This is a genomic window from Gordonia sp. GN26 (genome assembly GCF_054823965.1).
Genome location: NZ_JSYC01000039.1, coordinates 1 through 19,585, shown reverse-complemented (window position 1 = coordinate 19,585; position 19,585 = coordinate 1). Strand labels below are relative to the sequence as shown.

18 protein-coding genes and 2 pseudogenes are annotated in these 19,585 nt (G+C 66.6%); 8 read left to right on the top strand and 12 right to left on the bottom strand.

Features of this window, described 5'->3' with window-relative positions; genetic code table 11:
• Positions 1-39 precede the first annotated feature (39 nt).
• The 3 genes from OK17_RS10715 to OK17_RS10705 form a co-directional block, all read right to left on the bottom strand.
• Positions 40-1,476, bottom strand: a complete 1,437-nt coding sequence (locus tag OK17_RS10715) for a CitMHS family transporter (RefSeq protein ID WP_232716819.1) — start codon at positions 1,474-1,476, stop codon at positions 40-42.
• A gap of 180 nt (positions 1,477-1,656) precedes the next feature.
• A complete protein-coding gene (gene dinB / locus OK17_RS10710; RefSeq protein WP_461417432.1) occupies positions 1,657-2,865 on the bottom strand; it encodes a DNA polymerase IV in 1,209 nt (402 codons plus the stop codon).
• 222 nt (positions 2,866-3,087) lie between these two features.
• On the bottom strand, positions 3,088-3,450 hold the full coding sequence (locus OK17_RS10705; protein ID WP_006902070.1) for an Rv2640c family ArsR-like transcriptional regulator: 363 nt from the start codon (positions 3,448-3,450) through the stop codon (positions 3,088-3,090).
• A gap of 97 nt (positions 3,451-3,547) precedes the next feature.
• Here OK17_RS10705 and OK17_RS10700 point away from each other — a divergent pair, with 97 nt between their 5' ends.
• The gene (locus OK17_RS10700; RefSeq protein ID WP_010844638.1) at positions 3,548-4,033 is read left to right on the top strand and encodes an ArsI/CadI family heavy metal resistance metalloenzyme; all 486 of its coding nucleotides are present in this window, start codon (positions 3,548-3,550) and stop codon (positions 4,031-4,033) included.
• Between the two features lie 23 nt (positions 4,034-4,056).
• Here the strand turns inward: OK17_RS10700 and OK17_RS10695 are convergent.
• The 5 genes and pseudogenes from OK17_RS10695 to OK17_RS10675 all read right to left on the bottom strand — a co-directional run bounded on the left by OK17_RS10695 (position 4,057) and on the right by OK17_RS10675 (position 7,059).
• Positions 4,057-4,457, bottom strand: a pseudogene (locus OK17_RS10695) (arsenate-mycothiol transferase ArsC).
• Positions 4,454-4,879 carry an arsenate reductase ArsC gene (locus OK17_RS10690; protein ID WP_006902068.1) on the bottom strand — a complete coding sequence of 142 codons (426 nt, stop codon included), beginning with the start codon at positions 4,877-4,879 and terminating at the stop codon, positions 4,454-4,456. The pseudogene OK17_RS10695 and the gene OK17_RS10690 overlap by 4 nt, the downstream one beginning before the upstream one ends.
• A 41-nt stretch (positions 4,880-4,920) precedes the next feature.
• On the bottom strand, positions 4,921-5,604 hold the full coding sequence (locus tag OK17_RS10685) for an arsenate reductase/protein-tyrosine-phosphatase family protein (RefSeq protein WP_232716817.1): 684 nt from the start codon (positions 5,602-5,604) through the stop codon (positions 4,921-4,923).
• A complete protein-coding gene (arsB, locus tag OK17_RS10680) occupies positions 5,597-6,700 on the bottom strand; it encodes an ACR3 family arsenite efflux transporter (protein WP_308195948.1) in 1,104 nt (367 codons plus the stop codon). The genes OK17_RS10685 and arsB overlap by 8 nt, the downstream gene beginning before the upstream one ends.
• Complete coding sequence (locus OK17_RS10675) at positions 6,697-7,059, bottom strand: ArsR/SmtB family transcription factor (RefSeq protein ID WP_109239101.1); 363 nt, start codon at positions 7,057-7,059, stop codon at positions 6,697-6,699. The genes arsB and OK17_RS10675 overlap by 4 nt, the downstream gene beginning before the upstream one ends.
• A gap of 135 nt (positions 7,060-7,194) precedes the next feature.
• Here OK17_RS10675 and OK17_RS10670 point away from each other — a divergent pair.
• Positions 7,195-8,468, top strand: a pseudogene (locus tag OK17_RS10670) (integrase core domain-containing protein).
• A 97-nt stretch (positions 8,469-8,565) separates the two neighbouring features.
• On the opposite strand, the gene OK17_RS10665 reads toward OK17_RS10670, so the two are convergent.
• Positions 8,566-9,003, bottom strand: a complete 438-nt coding sequence (locus OK17_RS10665) for a DUF309 domain-containing protein (RefSeq protein WP_232716816.1) — start codon at positions 9,001-9,003, stop codon at positions 8,566-8,568.
• Between the two features lie 132 nt (positions 9,004-9,135).
• On the opposite strand from OK17_RS10665, the gene OK17_RS10660 reads away from it, so the two are divergent.
• From OK17_RS10660 to OK17_RS10640, 5 genes are all read left to right on the top strand, one after another.
• Positions 9,136-10,644 carry an acyl-CoA synthetase gene (locus OK17_RS10660; protein ID WP_461417431.1) on the top strand — a complete coding sequence of 503 codons (1,509 nt, stop codon included), beginning with the start codon at positions 9,136-9,138 and terminating at the stop codon, positions 10,642-10,644.
• A 97-nt stretch (positions 10,645-10,741) separates the two neighbouring features.
• Positions 10,742-12,457, top strand: a complete 1,716-nt coding sequence (ilvD, locus tag OK17_RS10655) for a dihydroxy-acid dehydratase (RefSeq protein WP_232716814.1) — start codon at positions 10,742-10,744, stop codon at positions 12,455-12,457.
• A gap of 79 nt (positions 12,458-12,536) precedes the next feature.
• On the top strand, positions 12,537-14,372 hold the full coding sequence (locus OK17_RS10650) for a hypothetical protein (protein WP_248658483.1): 1,836 nt from the start codon (positions 12,537-12,539) through the stop codon (positions 14,370-14,372).
• Entirely contained in the window at positions 14,369-14,608 is a 240-nt protein-coding gene (locus OK17_RS10645; protein WP_232716812.1) for a hypothetical protein, read from the top strand. The genes OK17_RS10650 and OK17_RS10645 overlap by 4 nt, the downstream gene beginning before the upstream one ends.
• Entirely contained in the window at positions 14,583-15,932 is a 1,350-nt protein-coding gene (locus OK17_RS10640; RefSeq protein WP_461417430.1) for a hypothetical protein, read from the top strand. The genes OK17_RS10645 and OK17_RS10640 overlap by 26 nt, the downstream gene beginning before the upstream one ends.
• 95 nt (positions 15,933-16,027) lie before the next feature.
• Here the strand turns inward: OK17_RS10640 and OK17_RS10635 are convergent, their stop codons facing one another.
• Positions 16,028-16,645, bottom strand: a complete 618-nt coding sequence (locus OK17_RS10635) for a hypothetical protein (protein ID WP_461417428.1) — start codon at positions 16,643-16,645, stop codon at positions 16,028-16,030.
• Positions 16,646-16,857: 212 nt separating this feature from the next.
• Here OK17_RS10635 and OK17_RS10630 point away from each other — a divergent pair, with 212 nt between their 5' ends.
• Positions 16,858-17,709, top strand: coding sequence for an SGNH/GDSL hydrolase family protein (locus OK17_RS10630; protein ID WP_232716809.1), 852 nt, complete (start codon positions 16,858-16,860; stop codon positions 17,707-17,709).
• Between the two features lie 9 nt (positions 17,710-17,718).
• Here OK17_RS10630 and OK17_RS10625 read toward each other — a convergent pair whose 3' ends face one another.
• A complete protein-coding gene (locus OK17_RS10625; RefSeq protein ID WP_232716808.1) occupies positions 17,719-18,315 on the bottom strand; it encodes a class I SAM-dependent methyltransferase in 597 nt (198 codons plus the stop codon).
• 43 nt (positions 18,316-18,358) lie between these two features.
• A complete protein-coding gene (locus tag OK17_RS10620; protein ID WP_461417427.1) occupies positions 18,359-19,522 on the bottom strand; it encodes a MalY/PatB family protein in 1,164 nt (387 codons plus the stop codon).
• Positions 19,523-19,585: the final 63 nt, after the last annotated feature.

The window sequence follows — 19,585 nt, the reverse complement described above, 5'->3', positions numbered from 1 at the left end:
GCGGCTGTGAATCCAGCGCCGCCACCGACATCGATCCGCTCAGAACGGGATGGCTCCGACGAGCACGCCCGCGCCGAGCATGACCAGGGAGACCACCGTCGCCCGCCACAGCACCTTCTTGTGATGGTCGGCGAGGGTGACACCGGCGAGCGCGACGAGCAGGAGGATCGCCGGGACCAGCGGGCTCTGCATGTGCACCGTCTGACCGGTGATGGATGCGCGGGCCATCTCGGTGGGGTCGATGCCGTAGCGAGTCGCGGTCTCGGACAGGACCGGCAGCACGCCGTAGTAGAAGGCGTCGTTGCTCATCAGGAAGGTGAACGGGATCGACAGCACGCCGACGACGATCGCCATGTGCGGCCCCATCCAGTCGGGGATGCCGTCGGAGAGCCAGTGGGCGATGGCGTCGACCATGCCGGTGCCGTTGAAGACGCCGGTCAACACCGCGGCGGCGAGGACCATGGCGACCACCGACACGATGCTCGAGCTGTGCCGGGTGATGGCCGCCTGCTGCTGCTTGACGTGCGGGAAGTTGACGGCCAGGGCGATGCCGGCGAAGACCATGAACAGCACGGGGATGGCGAGGACGTCGGCGCCGAGGATCGCCAGCAGCGCGACGGTGAGTCCGGCGTTGACCCACAACAGCTTTGGCCGCAGGGTTTCCCGATTGGGGTCGAGGACGCTGGAGAACGACTGGTCGCGGTCCTGGGCTTCCGGATCGTCGGAACCCGTTGGCGTCGAATCGATGTCCGACGATCCGCCGGTACTGCGCCGCGGCGGCGTGGGCGGGACGGTGGTGCCGGTGCCGGCGGCGACCAGCACCTCTTCACGCGGAGCCAACAACGATTCCTTCATCTCGAGGGTGCCGATACGTCGGCGTTCGAGGACTCCCAGGTGATAGGCGAAGAGAAGTACGACGACCAGCGCGGCGGCGAGTGCGGGGATCATCGGGACGAAGACGTCGTTGGTGTCGATCTTGAGCGCACTCGCGGCGCGGGCGGTGGGGCCACCCCACGGGAGGATGTTCATGGTGCCGTTGGCGAGGCCGGCGACCACGGTCAGAACCACCGGGCTCACACCGAGTTTCACGTACAGCGGCAGCAGGGCGGCGGTGGTGATGATGAAGGTCGTCGAACCGTCACCGTCGAGCGAGACGACCATCGCGAGGACCGCGGTGCCGACGACGAGCCGGGCCGGGTCGTCGCGCACGGCGCGGATGACGAGGCGGACCACCGGGTCGAAGAGACCGACGTCGATCATGATCCCGAAGAAGATGATCGCGAAGAACAGCATCGCCGCCGTGGGTGCGAGGTCCTTGATGCCGTCGGTGATCATGTCGCTGATGTCGAGGCCGGCACCCGCGAACAGGCCGAACGCGACCGGGACGAGGATCAGCGCCACCACGGGCGTGGCCCGTTTGGTGATGATCAGGACCATGAAGGTGGCCACCATTCCGAGGCCGAGTGCTACCAACATTGTCTAGCTCGATTCTGATGTGGATGTGAGGACGACCACATTTCGGTGGCCACATCAGCAGTGTTGGGGGAGTCGTCGGCTCAGTCACGCTTGAGCGCATAAGAATCGTTTTGCGCTTTTCGCTCCCCCGGGATTCGTAGAGAACACGGGGACATAGCGCGCACGCTTTCTACGAGATCCCTAGTCGGGGAGCATCGGTGCGTCGTCGCCGTGGTGGTGGCCGATGAGCACGGCACGCGTGACCGAGTCCCGCCCGAAACGGTCGCGCAGGACGTCCATGGTGGCGTCGAGCTGTTCGGCGTGGTCGGTGTCGAACGGGAGCGTCAGCTGGATGTTGTCGTGGTCGTCGAGGTTGGTCAACGACAACCCTACGAGGGTGCAGCCGCGCTCGCGGATGATCGGCATCGCGTCGGCGAGGAGTCCGCGCGCCGACGCCATGAAGATGTCGGTGCGGTCGGTGGCCTCGAGGAGGGTGCGGGAGCGGGTCGCGCGGGTGAAGTCGTCGAAGCGGAGACGGAGAACCACTGTGCGGCAGACCCTTTCCGCGGTGCGCAACCGCTTGCCGAGACGTTCGACGATCGCCACGATGGTCGCCTCGAGGTCGGCCTCGGACTTGGGTCGGCGCCCGAGTGCCCGCTGCGAGCCGATGGAGGACCGCCGCTTGCCGGTTTCGACGCGGCGTGGGTCCTGAGCCAGCGAGAGCGCGAACAGGTGCCGGCCCGCTCCGGGCCCGACGACTGCGCGCAGCGAACGCTCCCCCATCTCGGCGAGCTGGCCGACGGTCTCGACACCGGCGTCGTGCAGCTTGGCCTCGGTCACCGGTCCGACGCCCCACAGCCGACGCACCGGCAGGGGGTGGAGAAATGCCAGCTCGGTGCCCGGCGCGACGATCAGCAGACCGTCGGGCTTGCCGACGGCACTGGCGACCTTCGCCAGGAATTTGCTGCGCGCGCCACCCACAGTGATCGGCAGGCCGACCTCCTCGCGCACTCGAGCCCGGATCGTCGTGGCGATGTCATGCGGGCACCCGCTGATCCGACCCAGGCCGCCGACGTCGAGGAACGCCTCGTCGACGGAGATGCCTTCGACCACCGGAGTGGTGTCGTGGAAGATATCGAAGACCTCGCGACTGGCCTCCATGTAGGCGTCGAACCGGGGCCGCACCACCACGGCATCGGGACACAGTGCGCGCGCCTCGTGACCGGGCATCGGCGACCGCACTCCCCGGGCCTTGGCCTCATAGCTCGCGGCCAGCACGACTCCCCCGCCGACCAACACCGGGCGTCCGCGCAGGGTCGGGTCGTCGCGTTGCTCGACCGAGGCGTAGAAGGAGTCGAGATCGGCGTGCAGGATCGTCGCACCATGCCGCTCCCGACGCTCGATCCGCATAGAACATATGTTCGCATACCGGTCCGACAACTGGCCCTGCCGGCTGTCATCTCGCAGGACATCGGTGACACTTTCGCATCAAGACATCGGTGACAGTTTGAGGGGTCTAGGTGGTGACACTTTCATTGGTGTCCGCCACGCAACGCTATGTGCGTTGCGTGGCGCGGTTGCCGACGAGGGGGAGCCTGACGCAGGTGCTCAACTGACCGCGCCTGCGACGGTTCAGCAGCACCCTGTGGTGGCGCTGAGAACGCTGCGTAGCGCTTCCAACGACTCTGGCCGTGCGCGGTAGTAGACGTTCATCCCTCGTCGGTCAGGTGCGACCATGCCGGCCTTGCGGAGCTGCCCCAGGTGGTGGCTCGTGGTGGCCTCGGTGAGGCCGACCGCGGTCGCGAGGTCGCAGGTGCAGATCCCGTTCCCGGTGTCGGCGAGCAGGATTGAGACGAGTTTGATCCGGACCGGATCGGCCAGGGCCTTGAGTCGCAGAGCGATTTCTAGGGCTGTGTCGTCATCGAGCGGGGCCGCGGATACCGGTGCGCAGCAGATCGGGGCGCTGATGTCGACCATCGGCAAGGGCTTCGGCATGACCAGATCGTACGCCCCTACTTGACATATGTCGAAAAGGTGGCAGCCTGCATGTGTCAGTAGTTCGATATATGTCTCACAGGTGAAGGTGATGGTCATGTCCCGTATGCAGCTCGCGCTCAACGTCGATGATCTCGATACCGCGATCGAGTTCTACTCCAAGCTGTTCAACACCACCCCGGCCAAACGCAAGCCGGGATACGCCAACTTCGCGATCGTCGAGCCGCCCCTGAAACTGGTGCTGCTAGAGAACCCCGGCCAGGGCGGCACGATCAACCACCTCGGCGTCGAGGTCGAATCGAGCGAGAAGGTGCACGCCGAGATCGCCAGGCTGTCCGGGGAGGGCCTGTTCACCCAGGAGGAGATCAACTCCACCTGCTGTTTCGCAACGCAGGACAAGGTCTGGGTGACCGGACCGGCGAACGAGAAGTGGGAGGTCTACACCGTGCTCGCCGACTCCGACACGTTCGGGACCAGCCCGAAACTGTTGGAGCAGAACGCCAACGATGACGTCGAGCAGGGTTCGGTGTGCTGCGGTGGCAGCGCCGCCGAACCGGCTGAGGTGCGCACTGCTTGCTGCTGAGGGGTCGTGGCTTGCGCTCTCGCCTACCGCGCGATGCGGTCGGCGAGGGCGCGGATCCGGTTGGTGATGTCGTCGCGGATTAGTCGCATCCGTTCGATACCGTCGATGCCCCGTTCGGAGGGTTCGTCGGTGTTCCACACTTCGAGGGCGACGCCGTCGGGTGGGGTGACGTCGGCGGTGCCGACCACCACGACGAGATCTGCAGTTTGCATCAGTTCGTCGGTGAGTTGCCGCGGCTGATGCCCGTCCACGGTGGCGCCGACTTCGGCGAGCGCCTGGGCGGACAGCTCGTTGACCTGGCCGCCGATTTTCGCGCTGGTGCCGGCCGAGGACGGGGTGATCCGGTCGGTGTGAGGTGTTCGGCCATCACCGATTTGCCGCGGTTGGACACGCACACGAACAGCACCTGCGGTGGTGTGCTCACTGGCCGACCTGCTGGTTAGCGGGGAGCAGTTCGTCGAGGAGGTCCGCGACCAGTGCGCGGATCTGATCGCGGATCGGGCGGACCGCGTCGATGCCTTGGCCGGCGGGGTCGTCGAGGGCCCAGTCGCGGTAGCTGACGCCGGGGAATACTGGGCATGCATCGCCACAGCCCATGGTGATCACCACATCGGAGGATTCGACGGTGTCGGGGGTGAGGACCTTGGGTGACTGTGCCGAGATGTCGATACCGACTTCAGCCATCGCCTCGACCGCGGCTGGATTGATCGAGTCGGCGGGCGCAGATCCGGCGGAGCGGACCTCGACACTGCCCTGGCTGAGCGCGGTGAGGAACCCCGCAGCCATCTGTGAGCGGCCGGCATTGTGGACGCACACGAACAGCACGCTAGGTCGAGAGGAAGACATGAGACACAGTCCCTTTCAGCTGTGGAGGAATGCTCGGAAAGTCACACATGGTTGGCCGTGAGCTCGGCAAGGAGCTCACGAACCCGGGCGTCAAGGTCATCGCGGATCGCGCGAACCTCGCCAAGTGGACGGCCTTCAGGATCGGAGACCGTCCAATCGAGATACCGCTTGCCGGGATAGATCGGGCACGCGTCGCCGCAGCCCATCGACACCACCACGTCAGCGGCGGCGACCACATCGTCGGTGAGTGGTTTGGGGTACTCGGTACCCAGGTCGACGCCAATTTCTGACATCGCTTCGACGACGGTCGGGTTGATCGAATGAGCCGGCACCGATCCGGCCGAGCGCACATGTCCCCGACCTGTGGCGTGGTGGGTCATCAATCCGGCAGCCATCTGCGAGCGGCCGGCGTTCTGCACGCAGATGAACAGGACTTCGGGCACATCCTTGGGTACCGCCCCCTCAGCCTGCGCTAGGGCGCGTAACCGATCGGCAGCGAACCGGCCCGCCAAGGTCGTCAGATGCGCATGCACCCGGGAGGTGCGCCGTAACGCGGTGTAGGACTCGAAAACACAGCGTTCCACCGTCTGTCGAGACACCACCCCCTCGTACTTGGCGGCCAAGTCAGCTGCGGTACGGGCGAGCACGGTATGCGGCATCAGCAGCTCGGGTTGGGCGCGGTGTTCGCCGCGACTCAGCTGTTCGTCCAACACATTCTCAGACATCGCGAACAGGCTCCTTCGACACATCTGAGTTGGAGGCGGTCGTCGGACTGGTGAAGCGTTTCCGCAACGCCAGAGACACATAGACCAGCGCGACGAGGACGGGCACCTCGATGAGTGGGCCGATGACTCCGGCAAGAGCCTGACCGGAGGTCGCACCATAGGTCGCGATCGCAACGGCGATGGCGAGCTCGAAGTTGTTGCCGGCAGCGGTGAACGCCAGCGTGGTGGTCCGTGCGTAACCCAGCCCCATCACGGCGCCGAGGACGAATCCGCCACCCCACATCACCGCGAAGTAGATCAGCAGCGGCAGCGCGATCCGCACGACGTCCCACGGGTGAGAGGTGATCTGCTCCCCCTGCAAGGCGAACAGGATGACGATGGTGAACAGCAGACCGTAGAGGGCCCACGGCCCCAATCGCGGGAGGAACGAGGACTCGTACCATTCGCGGCCTCTGGCCCGTTCACCGATGCGGCGGGTGAGATAGCCGGCAACCAGCGGGATTCCGAGGAAGATCAGCACCGACTTCGCGATCTGCCACGGCGAGGTGTCGATGGTCGTCTGTTCCAGGCCGAGCCATCCGGGTAGCACCGAGAGGTAGAACCAGCCCAGCACGGCGAACATGATCACCTGGAACACCGAGTTCAGTGCGACGAGGACGGCAGCGGCTTCACGGTCGCCGCACGCCAGGTCGTTCCAGATGATGACCATCGCGATACAGCGCGCCAGACCGACGATGATCAGCCCGGTCCGGTACTCCGGTAGGTCGGGGAGCAGAAGCCAGGCCAGCGCGAACATCAACGCGGGTCCGACGATCCAGTTCAGCAGCAGCGATCCCAGCAGCAGGCGACGATCGCCGGTGACCGAGTCGAGTCGGTCGTAGCGCACCTTCGCCAGCACCGGATACATCATGATCAGCAGTCCGAGAGCGATCGGCAGCGAGATGCCGTCGATCTCCACGGCCGCCAGGGCGTCTCCCAGGCCGGGAACGTTGCGGCCCAGCAGCAGGCCGGCGACCATCGCGGCGCCGATCCACACCGGCAGGAATCGGTCCAGCATCGACAGCTTGCCCGCGACCGCGGTGTCGGGGGCGGTCACTGGCCCACCTCACACGAGCGTGTTTCCCCCACGACCGTGGCGAGATCGTCCAGCAGGTCCGACAGTTGCTGCAGCGCTTCAGCGTTCACCCGGTAGTACACCCACGTCGCGCGGCGCTCACTGGTCACCAAGCCCGCTTCGCGCAGCACCTTCAGGTGATGTGAGATCGTCGGCTGCGACAGCTCGAAGGGTCCGGAAATGTCGCACACGCAGGCTTCGCCTCCCGGATGCGCGGCAACCTCCGACAACAACCGCAACCGAACCGGGTCCGCAAGCGCCTTCAACAGTGGGGTGACAGCCCCGGTCTGGTCACCACTGAGGCCGCGGCCCGGTGGCAGCAGAAGATTCTTATTTGACACTCGTCAATATTGACATACGTCGATGCACGCGACAAGGCGTCGCTTCCGTTTAGCGGGCACGACACGCCCGATGGGCTCCAGCCAAGCCGGCACCCTGGCCTTCGGTTCACACTGCAAGCACTCGACGCTCAGGCGGTGGTAGTTAACGAACCTATCGATCCTGTCGTGCGGCTGGCGATCTCGCAGTGGCCTGATGATGCACCCCGCGGAGCGGTCTCGACATTCTGCGCGAACACGGGATTTCGCGGAAGTCGTTCTACGAGTTGCGTAAACGAGCACGAGCGGATGGGCCGTCGGCGGTCCTGGAACCCCGCACCCGCCGCCCGAAGTCGAGCCCGTCAGCGCTCAATGACGAGGTCAAAGCGCAGGCGGTGGCCGTGCGCGCCGCTCTGGAAGCCTCAGGTCTGGATCACGGGCCGATCAGCGTGCACGACAAGATGCAGTCGATGGGGTTGACTCAGGTGCCCTCAACGGCCTCGCTGGCCCGGATCTTCCGCGAAGCCGGTGTCGCTCGCCGTGAGCCAAAGAAGAAGCCCCGCTCGGCGTGGCGGAGGTTCGTCTACCCGGCGCCGAATGCGTGCTGGCAACTCGATGGCACCGAGTACGTCCTGACCGGTGGACGCAGGTGCGTCATCCTGCAGCTCATCGACGATCACTCTCGCTACGCCGTGGGCTCACATGTGGCCGCGGGCGAAACGGCTGAGGCTGCGATCGCCGTGTTCGACAAGGCAGTGACCGCCCACGGAGTACCTCAACGACTCCTCACCGACAATGGGCCCGCGCTCAACCCCTCGCGGCGCGGCCGTCTCGGTCAGCTCGTCGAGCACGTCCGCGTGCTCGGGGTGGAAACGATCACCGGCAAGCCCTACAAGCCGACCACGCAGGGAAAGAACGAGCGATTCCATCAGACGTTGTTCCGGTATCTGGACAAGCAGCCATTGGCTGACACCCTGGCCGAGCTGCAGGCCCAGGTTGATGCGTTCGATCACATCTACAACACCCAACGGCCTCACCAGGGCCTGCCAGGGCGCGTCACGCCACTGGCCGCGTGGCAAGCCACACCGAAAGCCCATGCGCCACACCCGATAGCCGGTGGATCACTGTTCAATCGGCCTACATCGCGCCCGCCCGCGCCGCGCCCAACCGCCGATCTACCCGAGGGCGTCCTGGTCAGGACTGTCAGCACTTCCGGCACCATCAGCGTGGACTCAGTCACCTACATGGTCGATGTGGACCACGCCTTCGACCAGGTCCTCGTCGTCGCCGACGACAGCGCGATCGTCATCGCGAACACCGATGGAGAGGTCGTAGTCGAACACCCTCGACCCGCTTCCGGAGTTCGCTACGTCGGCAACCGACAACCCCGCGGCCCACGCCCCACGAAGACCAGACCGTCACCGAAGTCCTGACACACCAGCTGTCACCGAAGTCCTGACACAGAACTGTCACCGAAGACCCGATACATCACAACTGGCCCTGCCGGCGATGGCACTCGGCCGGCCCACCTCAGGTCGGTTCGGACACGTCGATCTCGTCGAGCACACGGTCGCGGATCGCCGTCAGATCCATCTCGTACCTCACTCCGCCGGCGTTCTCGTACTCGACGAGTCGCGCGGCGGCCCGATCGTAGAGGCGTCGGGCACCGAGAGCATTTCCGCGTCGATGATGCGTCAGCGCCACGCAGAGCTGGGCGAGCCCCTGCCACAGGGGACGTTCCTCGGCCGGACAGGACTTCCACCTGGTCTCGAACACCTCGTGCGCGGAGAACGGCCGGCCGTCCTCGAGCAGCCGCCACGCGAATGCGATCGTCTCGTGCGGTGGCAACGGCTCCTCGGGCACCGGCTCGACGCCCGGCGCACCGTACGGTAGCGGGCGGCCCAGTTCGTCACGCGGCCGAGCCTGTCGGGCGCGACCGCCGGGATCCCGATCTCGGTCTCTTCCCATGGCCACATCTCCATCGCGTCGATCTCCGATTCGTGTTGTCCTTCGACTCTGACAGACGCACTGGGCAGGTGCCGGACGCGGCAGGGGGTGCTTGCACTCACGATCCCCCTCGACCGTCATCCTGATGAGGTGATGACCCCCACTTCGAACACCGTCGACGGAGTGCTGCGCCGCACTGCCGCGAGATTCCCCGACCGCGCCGCCCTCCATTTCGGCGACGACACCCTGACCTACCGCGAGCTCGACGACGCCGTGACCCGCGCCGCCGGGCACCTCCTCTCCCTCGGTCTGACCAAGGGTGATCGCGTGGCCGGTTACGGCACCAACTCGCACGCCTATGTGATCGGCTATCTCGCCGCCGCTCGTGCCGGGCTCGTCCACGTGCCGATCAACTACGCCCTGCGTGCCGGCGAACTGAGCTACCTCCTCGAGCAGTCCGGCGCACGGGCCGTGCTCGTCGACCCGGCTCTCACCGAGAACCTCGACGCCGTCATCGACGTCGTACCGGCCGAGTTCGTGCTCCCCCTGCGCGACGCCGACGATTCACTGTTCGCGATCGCAACCACGGGAGACGTTCCCGCACTCGACGTCCCGGTCGAGGACACCGACCTCGTGCAGTTCCTCTACACCTCGGGCACGACGTCGAAGCCCAAGGGCGCCATGATGTCCCACCGCGCCCTGATCCACGAGTACACCTCGTCGATCATCGCGCTGGATCTCAAGTCCGATGACAATCCCCTCATCTGCATGCCGCTGTACCACTCGGCGGGCATGCACGTCTTCATGGTTCCGTACCTGGCGGTCGGCGCCACGATCCGGTTGATGCCCGCACCCGACATCCCCGAGATCCTGCGTCTCGTGGAGAAACACAAGATCGGTTCGTTGTTCCTGGCGCCGACGGTGTGGGTGCCGCTGGCCGCGCACCCCGACCTCGAGACCCGCGACCTGTCGTCGCTGCGCAAGGCGCAGTACGGCGCGTCGATCATGCCGGTCACCGTCCTGCAGCGCCTCCGCGAGCGCTACCCCGACCTCGGCTTCTACAACTGCTTCGGTCAGTCCGAGATCGGTCCGCTGGCAACGGTTCTCCGCCCCGAGGAGCACGACGCCCGACCCGCTTCGTGCGGACGGCCGGTGTTCTTCGTCGAGACCCGCGTCGTCGACGCCGACGGCAACGACGTGCCGGTCGGTGAGCCCGGCGAGATCCTGTACCGCTCGCCGCAGCTGTGCCAGGGCTACTGGGACAACCCGACCGCCACCGAAGAGGCCTTCCGAGACGACTGGTTCCACTCCGGCGACCTCGTCACGCGCGACGAGGAGGGTTACGTCACCGTCGTCGACCGCATCAAGGACGTCATCAACACCGGCGGCATCCTCGTCGCCTCGCGCGAGGTCGAGGACGCGATCTACACCCACGACGCCGTGGCCGAAGTCGCCGTCATAGGCACCCCGGACGACAAGTGGATCGAGGCGATCACCGCAGTCGTCGTGCTGCGCGCCGAGGCGGTCGTCACCGAGGCCGAGCTGATCGACCACGTCAAGCAGCGGCTCGCGCCGTTCAAGGTCCCGAAGCTGGTGAAGTTCGTAGAGGAACTGCCGCGCAACCAGAGCGGAAAGCTGCTCAAGCGCGAACTGCGCGCCTAGAAACATCTGCTGTTCATCGAGATCAGGTTGCGTTTCGGCCCGTTCGGCGAGATGAAACGCAGCCTGATCTCGTCTGCGGACCACTACCGTGGACCACATGACCGAGCGCACCAGCACAGGCAACGACGTGGACATCAAACCTCGCAGTCGCGACGTCACCGACGGCCTGGAGAAAACCGCCGCCCGCGGCATGCTCCGCGCGGTGGGCATGGGCGACGACGACTGGGTGAAACCCCAGATCGGTGTCGGGTCGTCGTGGAACGAGATCACCCCGTGCAACCTCTCCCTCGACCGCCTGGCCAAGGCCGTCAAGGACGGAGTCCACGAAGGCGGCGGTTATCCGCTGGAGTTCGGCACCATCTCGGTCTCCGACGGCATCTCCATGGGCCATGAGGGCATGCACTTCTCGCTGGTCTCCCGCGAGGTGATCGCCGACAGTGTCGAGACCGTGATGAGCGCGGAACGCCTCGACGGCTCGGTCCTGCTCGCCGGCTGCGACAAGTCCCTGCCCGGCATGCTCATGGCCGCCGCCCGCCTCGACCTCGCCTCGGTGTTCCTCTACGCCGGGTCCACGCTGCCCGGATACGCGACGCTGTCCGACGGCTCGGAACGTCAGGTCACCATCATCGACGCCTTCGAGGCGGTGGGCGCGTGCTCCCGCGGACTCATGAGCCGCGAGGACGTCGACACCATCGAACGCGCCATCTGCCCGGGTGAGGGCGCCTGCGGCGGTATGTACACGGCGAACACGATGGCGAGCGCCGCCGAGGCACTCGGGATGTCACTCCCCGGGAGCGCCGCTCCGCCGGCCCCGGACAAGCGTCGCGACCAGTTCGCGCGGCAGAGCGGTGCGGCCGTCGTCGAGATGCTGCGTCGCGGGATCACCGCCCGCGACATCATGACCCGCGAGGCCTTCGAGAACGCGATCGCCGTGGTGATGGCGTTCGGCGGGTCCACCAACGCGGTGCTTCACCTTCTCGCCATCGCCAACGAGGCCGAGGTCGAACTGACGCTGGACGACTTCATCAGCGTCGGCGCCCGCGTCCCCCACCTCGCCGACGTCAAACCTTTCGGCCGGCACGTGATGACCGATGTCGACCGCATCGGCGGTGTGCCGGTGGTGATGAAGGCGCTGCTCGACGCCGGGCTGCTGCACGGTGACTGCCTGACGGTGACCGGCAAGACGGTCGCGGAGAACCTCGCGCACATCGCGCCGCCGGATCCCGACGGGCAGGTCCTGCGGGCCACCAAGTCACCCATCCATCCGACCGGCGGCATCACCATCCTCAAGGGCTCGCTGGCCCCGGAGGGTGCGGTGGTGAAGTCGGCCGGTTTCGATTCCGACGTATTCGAGGGCACCGCACGGGTTTTCGACCGCGAACGCGCCGCGATGGACGCACTCGAGGACGGCACGATCACCGCCGGCGACGTGGTCGTGATCCGCTACGAAGGCCCCAAGGGCGGACCGGGCATGCGCGAGATGCTGGCCATCACCGGCGCCATCAAGGGCGCGGGCCTCGGCAAGGACGTGTTGCTGATGACCGACGGCCGGTTCTCCGGCGGCACCACCGGGCTGTGCGTCGGTCACGTCGCGCCCGAAGCAGTCGACGGCGGGCCGATCGCCCTGGTTCGCGACGGCGACCGCATCCGGCTCGACGTGGGGCGCGGCCTCCTGGACCTGCTGGTCGACGACGACGAACTCGAGGCCCGCGCCAAGGAGTTCACCCCCCTGCCGCCGCGCTATACCCGCGGGGTCCTGGCGAAGTATTCGAAGCTGGTCACGTCGGCGTCGCAGGGTGCCGTCTGCCGCTGACACGCGTTGCGCGCAGATCATGCGCGCAGGTTCGACCAAGCCCCTCGCGGGACATGGATGAAATGTGCATACTTCGTTCATGACAACAAGCGATGTCACGAACCTCCACCTCGCCGCGGAAGGCGGAGGGGCGGCACTCGACCAGGTGTTCCTGATGTCGGCAGTGGCCGCGGTGGTGTCGATCGGGCTCCTCTGGATCGGGTACCTGCACCGGACGCGGAAGATCACCTGGCTGACCACCCTCTCGGAGTGGGCTGCCCGGCGCGTCAACCGTCCACCATGGGCGGCTCTGCCGATCTTCCTGTTCACGAGCACGATCATCTGCGCCCTGTTCGGCTTCCTGTGGGACGTCAGCCTGCACATCGGTGACGGCCGCGACGAGGGACCGCTCGCCAACCCGGCGCACTACTTCATCCTGGTCGGCCTGTTCCTGTTGTTCATCTCCGGCATGCTGTCGGTCTTCCTGCCCTTCGACAAGCCCGGCGCCTCTGCCATCCGGATCACCCGGCACTGGTACGCGCCGGTCGGCGGAATCCTGTTGGCGGGCTGCGGCTTCTACGCCCTGGTCGGCTTCCCACTGGACGACGTCTGGCATCGCATCTTCGGCCAGGACGTCACCCTCTGGGGTCCGACGCACCTGATGCTGATCGGCGGTGCCGGGCTGTCGCTCATCGCGGTCGTCATCCTCGACCGCGAGGGCAGGGCCGCGATGGGCCCTGACCTTCCACCGGACGGACGCGGGCAATGGATCGTCCGCTGCCTGGCCTTCGGCGGTCTGGTCATCGGCATGTCGGTCTTCCAGATCGAATACGACTTCGGCGTCGAGCAGTTCCGGTTGGTGCTACAGCCGATGATGATCGCCGGTGCCGGGGCGTTCGCGCTGGTCGCCGCCCGGATCAGTCTCGGACCGGGTAGTGCCCTTGTCGCCGCGGTCTTCGCGATCCTGTTGCGCGGCGTCGTCGCGGTCGTCGTCGGTCCCGCGCTCGGCGCGCCGATCAACGTGTTCCCCCTGTACCTGGGCGCAGCCGTGGTCATCGAGCTGCTCGCGCTGACGCCGCTGTTCAAACGTCGTGTGCTCTACGGCGCGGTGGCGGGCCTGGGCGTCGCGACCGTCGGCCTCTGGATCGAATCCTGGTGGATCGCGGCGGCTTACCCGTTCCCGTGGGTGACCGGCATGTGGGGCGAAGCGCTGGCCATGGCCATCCCGGTGGGCGTGGTCATGGGGCTGTGCGGTGCGCTGCTCGGCACCGTCTCCGTCGGTGAACGCCTGCCACGACGCTGGATCAGCATCACCGCCGTTGTGCTCTCTGTGCTGGTGGTCGGCGGTGCCGTCGCGAACGGTCTGCGGGTCTCGGTACCGGCCGACATGACGGCCCGCGTCGTCCTGACCCCGGCCGGGCCCAACGCCGCGGCCGACCAGAACGTGACGGCCGAGGTCTACCTAGACCCGTCCGATGCGATCAGCGGCGATCCGGAGTGGGTCACGTTGATGTCCTGGCAGGGCGGCACCGACAACGACCGCGGCATCGTCATCGACCGGCTCGAACGTGTGGGCCCCAACCACTTCCGGTCCACCGAACCGATGCCCGTCTCGGGATCATGGAAGACGATCCTGCGCGTACAGGATGGGACCACGATGGCCGGGGTGCCGGTCTATCTGCCGGCCGATCCCGCGATCGGCGCAGAAGGTGAACCGGCGCAACTGACATCGACGAAACCGTTCGTCGCGGAGATCTCGATCCTGCAGCGCGAGCGCACGTTCGACTACCCGTCATGGCTGTTCGGCGTCGCCTCGCTGGTGGTGCTGGTGTGCACGCTGCTGCTCATCACCGCGTTGTCGTGGGGCGCCGGGCGGGTCAACTCCCGCGAGACGACCACGAGCGCACGAGAACACGAATTGCAATCACAACCATGATCACCACCGGACCGGATGTGGTGGTCCACCACCTCGCCACACATCCCCTGATCCTGGCGCTGCCCGCCGTGATCCCGGCGTTCATCCTGGTGGGCGTCATCGTCGCGATCGCAATCCACGACCGTCGTCGGGGCGATGACGAGGACACCCTCGATTCCGAGAGCCCCACCGATCCCGACCACACCGTCCCACCCACCCGGAACGAGGCCGATGACCCCGACCGTGAGGCCGACTGAAACCCTGCTCGCCCACGGTCTGGGCGGTTCGGAGTACCTGCCGGTCCCGCTGACCGCTGTGCTGATCGGCGGCGCCTGGGCATTGACGATTTCGTTCGCGGTTATCGCATTCGCCTGGCGCACACCGCGGTACGGGCAGGCCGATGCCGGGCGCGAACTGCCGTCGTGGGTGACGGCGCTCGTAGACAACTCGTGGGTTCGAGGCGTGATCTCCGTCGCCGCCCTGGTACTGACACTGTGGCTGGTGCTCGCCGCGTTCGGTCCCGACACCGACGAGAATCCGCTTCCCGGTGCGTTCTACGTGCTGCTGTGGGTCGGGATGACGGTGCTGTCAGCGTTGGTCGGTCCGGTTTGGCGGCTCCTGTCGCCGATCCGCACCGTGCTGCGCGTCGTCGGTGCCGTCCTCGGCCCCCGAGTTGTCGGATGGAAGGCCTATCCCCGACGTCTGGGTTGGTGGCCGGCCGCGTTCGGCCTGTTCGCCTTCGTCTGGCTGGAACTGGCCTCCCCGGAGCCGGGATCAGTGGCGGCCGTGCGGTTCTGGTTGCTGTTCTACGTCGTGATCACACTCGTCGGCGGCTTCGTCTGTGGACTGCGGTGGGCTGACAACGCCGACCCGTTCGCGGTGTACAGCACCGTGGCCTCCCGACTCGCACCGTTCGCGAAGAACGCCGACGGCAGGGTGATCGTGCGCAGTCCGATGAACTCGCTGACCACGCTGCCGGTCCTGCCCGGAACCGTCACCGTCCTGGCGATCCTGCTGGGGTCGACCGCTTTCGACAGCTTCTCGGCGATTCCGCTGTGGCGGGAGTTCGTCGACGAGCGCGCCGACGGCGACCAGGTGATCGCCACCCTGCTCTCGACCGCCGGTCTGCTGGTGTTCATCGGCGTGGTCGCGGTGACCTTCTGGTCGGCCGCCCGCGCCGTCGGCGGGGTCTCACCCGATCTACGGCGCCGGTTACCCGGCCTGATGGCGCACTCCCTCATCCCGATCGTGATCGGGTACATCCTCGCCCACTACCTGCAGTCCCTCGTCGAACAGGGACAGGAAGCAATCCTGGCCCTCGGCGACCCGCTGGGTCGAGGCTGGAACCTGTTGTGGCTGAGCGATGCCCACCCGGTGTACATCATGTCCGATCACCCGACCTTCACCGTGACGCTGAAGGTGCTCTTCGTCGTCGGCGGACACATGATGGGAGTCGCCGCGGCCCACGACGCCTCGTTGCGTCTACTCCCCCGCCGGCATCAGCTGACCGGCCAGCTCACCATGATGGTGACGATGGTCTGCTACACCTTCCTCGGGCTGTACCTGCTGTTCGGCGGGTAGAGCGGCCCCGCTCGGAATCAGGTTGCGTTGTGTCGCGGTCTGCGCGACAGAACGCAATCAGATCCCCGATTGACGGGCGACCCGGTGGCGGACTGCTAGATGCCGAGAGAACCGAAGTCCAGCGATCCGAAGTCGAGCGAACCGTTGGAGCTGCGACAGCCGTCGACGACCAGTTTCTGCGGCGTCGGCAGACGATCAGCAGTCTGCGGTCCGGTCTTGATCCGGAACCAGATCGTCTTCGTTCCCTCCGCTGACGGTTCGGGCGCGCCGGTCACCGTCTTGAGGTCGATCGTCCGCTGTGTGACGAACCCGTCGGGTTGCGCGTTCCGGTTGTACGGATTGCCGTTGCCCCAGCTCGGGATTCCCGGACCGAGGCCCGAGGTCAGTGCCGGCGAGTCCCCGACCCAGCGGGCGATCGGCCAGGGGATCCCCGACACCTCCCGCCACGGGGCCGGCATCTCGGCCGGGATGGTCGTCGCGTTCACCATGGCCGGGTCGTTCTCCTGCTCGAACCACCAATCCGGTTGGAAGAACGTGGAATTGGTGAAGTTCGTGACCTTGATGGTCGCCGTGCAGTCCCCGTTGTTGATCCCCTCCAGTTTCACTCCGCCCGGGTCTGCGGCGGATGCTGCTCCGGCGCCGGCGATTCCGCCCGCCATCACGCCTGCTGCCAATACTGTGGCGCACAGGGCACGTACCGATGATTTCTTCATGAGACCTCCCCGAAGGGCGCAGACACGTTGTCGGTTGAATCCCCTGCGCCGAGCTCACCGAAAAACTGCCGTAGGGTCTCATGTGCCGTGTTCAGCGATTACATCTGATCAAGTGACAATGTCCGATTTGCTTGATCTCGAGGGCATCTCGGTTCACTCACGAACCAATCACCTCGAGTTAACTCGAGTACACAGACGGTCACTCTCGACCCATGCGTTTACGTCGTCGAACAACAACACTCGCCCTCGCGTTGGCCTCCGTGGCCGGACTGATAGCCGGAGCAACCGCGGTTGCGCTCGCCGATGACCCCACCGAATACGTCGCCCTCGGCGCGTCGTTCTCGGCCGGCGTCGGGATCTCCCCGTCGGCAGGAGGACCGAGCGGATGTGGGCGGTCCACGAAGAACTTCCCGAACCTGGTCGCCGACGCGGAGGGTTTCCGGCTCAAGGACATGAGTTGCGGTGGTGCCCAGACCCGGCATCTGACGACGAGCCAGACCTCCGGCCAGCCACCGCAATTCGAGGGTCTGAGCCCGACGACGGATCTCGTCACCATGCAGATCGGCTACAACGACGGGAACGTGTACTCGGGCAGCATCGCCGACTGCTCGCAAACCGCCTCGGGCAGCTCGCAACTCGCACCGTGTGAGGCGCGGACCCTCGGTCGGTACTCCGCTGAGATCCAGGTGACGGCCGCCAACATCGCCACCGCGATCGCCGGGATCAAGAACCGCGCGCCGTCCGCGAAGATCCTCATCGTCGGATATCCGGCGGTGTACCCGAAGCAGGGCAACTGTCCCGCGCGAAACCCGTTCTCCGCTGCGGACACCGCGTTTCTCGACCGCCTCGAGGTCGAGTTGAACACCATGTTGAAGACCCAGGCCCAGTCGGCGAACGTCGACTTCGTCGACACCTACGGTCCCAGCGTCGGGCACGACTCGTGCAAGTCGCAGTCGACGAGGTGGGTGGAGCCGTACTCGAATCCGGTTGGGGCGATTCGCCTTCATCCGAACGCGACGGGCCACCAGCAGGTCGCGAAGGCGGTGCGCGCCGCCCTGGACTGACCCGCAGAGCTACTGGCGGCCGGCTCGTCGCGCTCGGAACACAACGTCGTGCGTGTGGTGACCACCGCCTGCGGCTTTGCCCCGTGCACGCGTCTCGTCGGTGACGATCTCCCAGTCGTCACCGACGAGTTCGGCGTACCCGCCCGGTTGGACGTAGTCGTCGGGATCGAACCCGTGCGCCCGTACGCCTTCCGGCGCATGGGCGACGACCAGCAGCGAACCGCCCGGACCGACGGCGGCGACCAGCTTCCGCGCCACCTCGATCTCTTCGACGGGGATCGGGAAGTAGTGCAACGCGACGAGACCGAAATCGCCGCCGGGGACGGGATCGACGACGAGGTCGGCACGCGTCCACGTGATGGGCAGATCGCCGCTGATCTCGCGCGCCCGATCGAGTGCCACCTGGGAGATGTCGACCGCGGTCACCTGCCAGCCGCGTTTCGCCAGCCAGCGGGCATCGGCACCCTCCCCCGAGCCGACGTCGAGCGCGGTGGTCGGCGTCAGACCTTCGGCCTCGGTGATCAGCGCGGGATTGACGTCCGCGGTCCACAGTCTCTCGGCATTGCCGTAACGCTCGTCCCACTCGGCTGCCCGGTCGTTGTCCATTCTGAGATTCATAGCAGCCGACCGCGCCAGGCGCGGTTTCGAGCTATGAAACGGGCGGGTCGTCGACGACGCGGGCGATCCGTTCGACCGCCTCGGTCAGCACCTCCGGCGAACACGCAACGTTCAGCCGTGCGAAGCCCGCCCCCAGCGCGCCGAATGCCGGTCCGTAGTGCAATGCGACCCGGCCGTGCTCGAGGATCGGCAGGCCGGGATTGTCGCCGAGTCCGGCGTCGCGGAAGTCGAGCCACGCCAGGTACGACGCACTCGGCCGACGATAACCGACGCCCGGTAGACGTTCGGCCAGAAGCTGATCGAGCAGGCCGAAACTCTCGCCGATGACCTCCAGGGTGGCGTCGAGCCAGTCGTCGCCCCGAGCGAAGGCGGCCTCGGTGGCGGCCCGGCCGAGGATGGACGTCCGGTACTGCACCTCGTCGGGCTGACGTGCGACGATCCCCCGGCCCCTGTCCGAGGTGGCCACCGTCAACGCGCACTTCGCCCCCGCCAGGTTGAACGCCTTGCTGGCCGAATGCGCGGCGATGCCCACCTCACGGGCGACGTCACTCACCGCGAGGAACGGGACGAACCCGACCCCGGAATGCACCAGCGGCGCGTGGATCTCGTCGCTCACGACCGTCGCACCGTACGACGCCGCGAGCTCGGCCAGCCGCGCCAAGTCGGTGGCGTCGTGGACCAGGCCCACCGGATTGTGCGGGTGACACAACAGAACTGCCCGCGCACCCGCGCTCAGCGCCGCCTCGATGCCGTCAAGATCCATCCGCCACCCGGGATCGTCGAGCAGCGGCACCTCGACGACGGCTCCGCCAGCCTCCGGGATGAGCTCGAAGAACGGCGGATACACCGGCGGCATCAGGATGACGCCGTCACCCGGACGTATTGCTGTCCGCAACGACTCGACGATCACGACGCTCACATCGGTGGTCAGCGTGACGTCGTCAGCGCTCAGCTGCCAGTTCCACCGCCGCTCCGCGAAACCCGCGAAAGCCGTTCCCACACCGCCCGAATCACCGGCGTAACCGACATCCGACGCCCGGATGCGATCGATCATCGCCTCCGCCACGACCGGTGCGAGCTGGTAGTCCATCTCCGCGATGAACAGCGGCAGAACGTCGTCGGGATGGGTGGACCACTTCGAGGAGGTGCGGCGTCGGAGGTCGTCGAGCGACGGTGCGGCGGGTCTGGGTGTCACAGGCTCTTTGGTACCACCCTTCGAGACGGCCCTCCGCACGCTCCGGGCCTCCTCAGGGAGCAA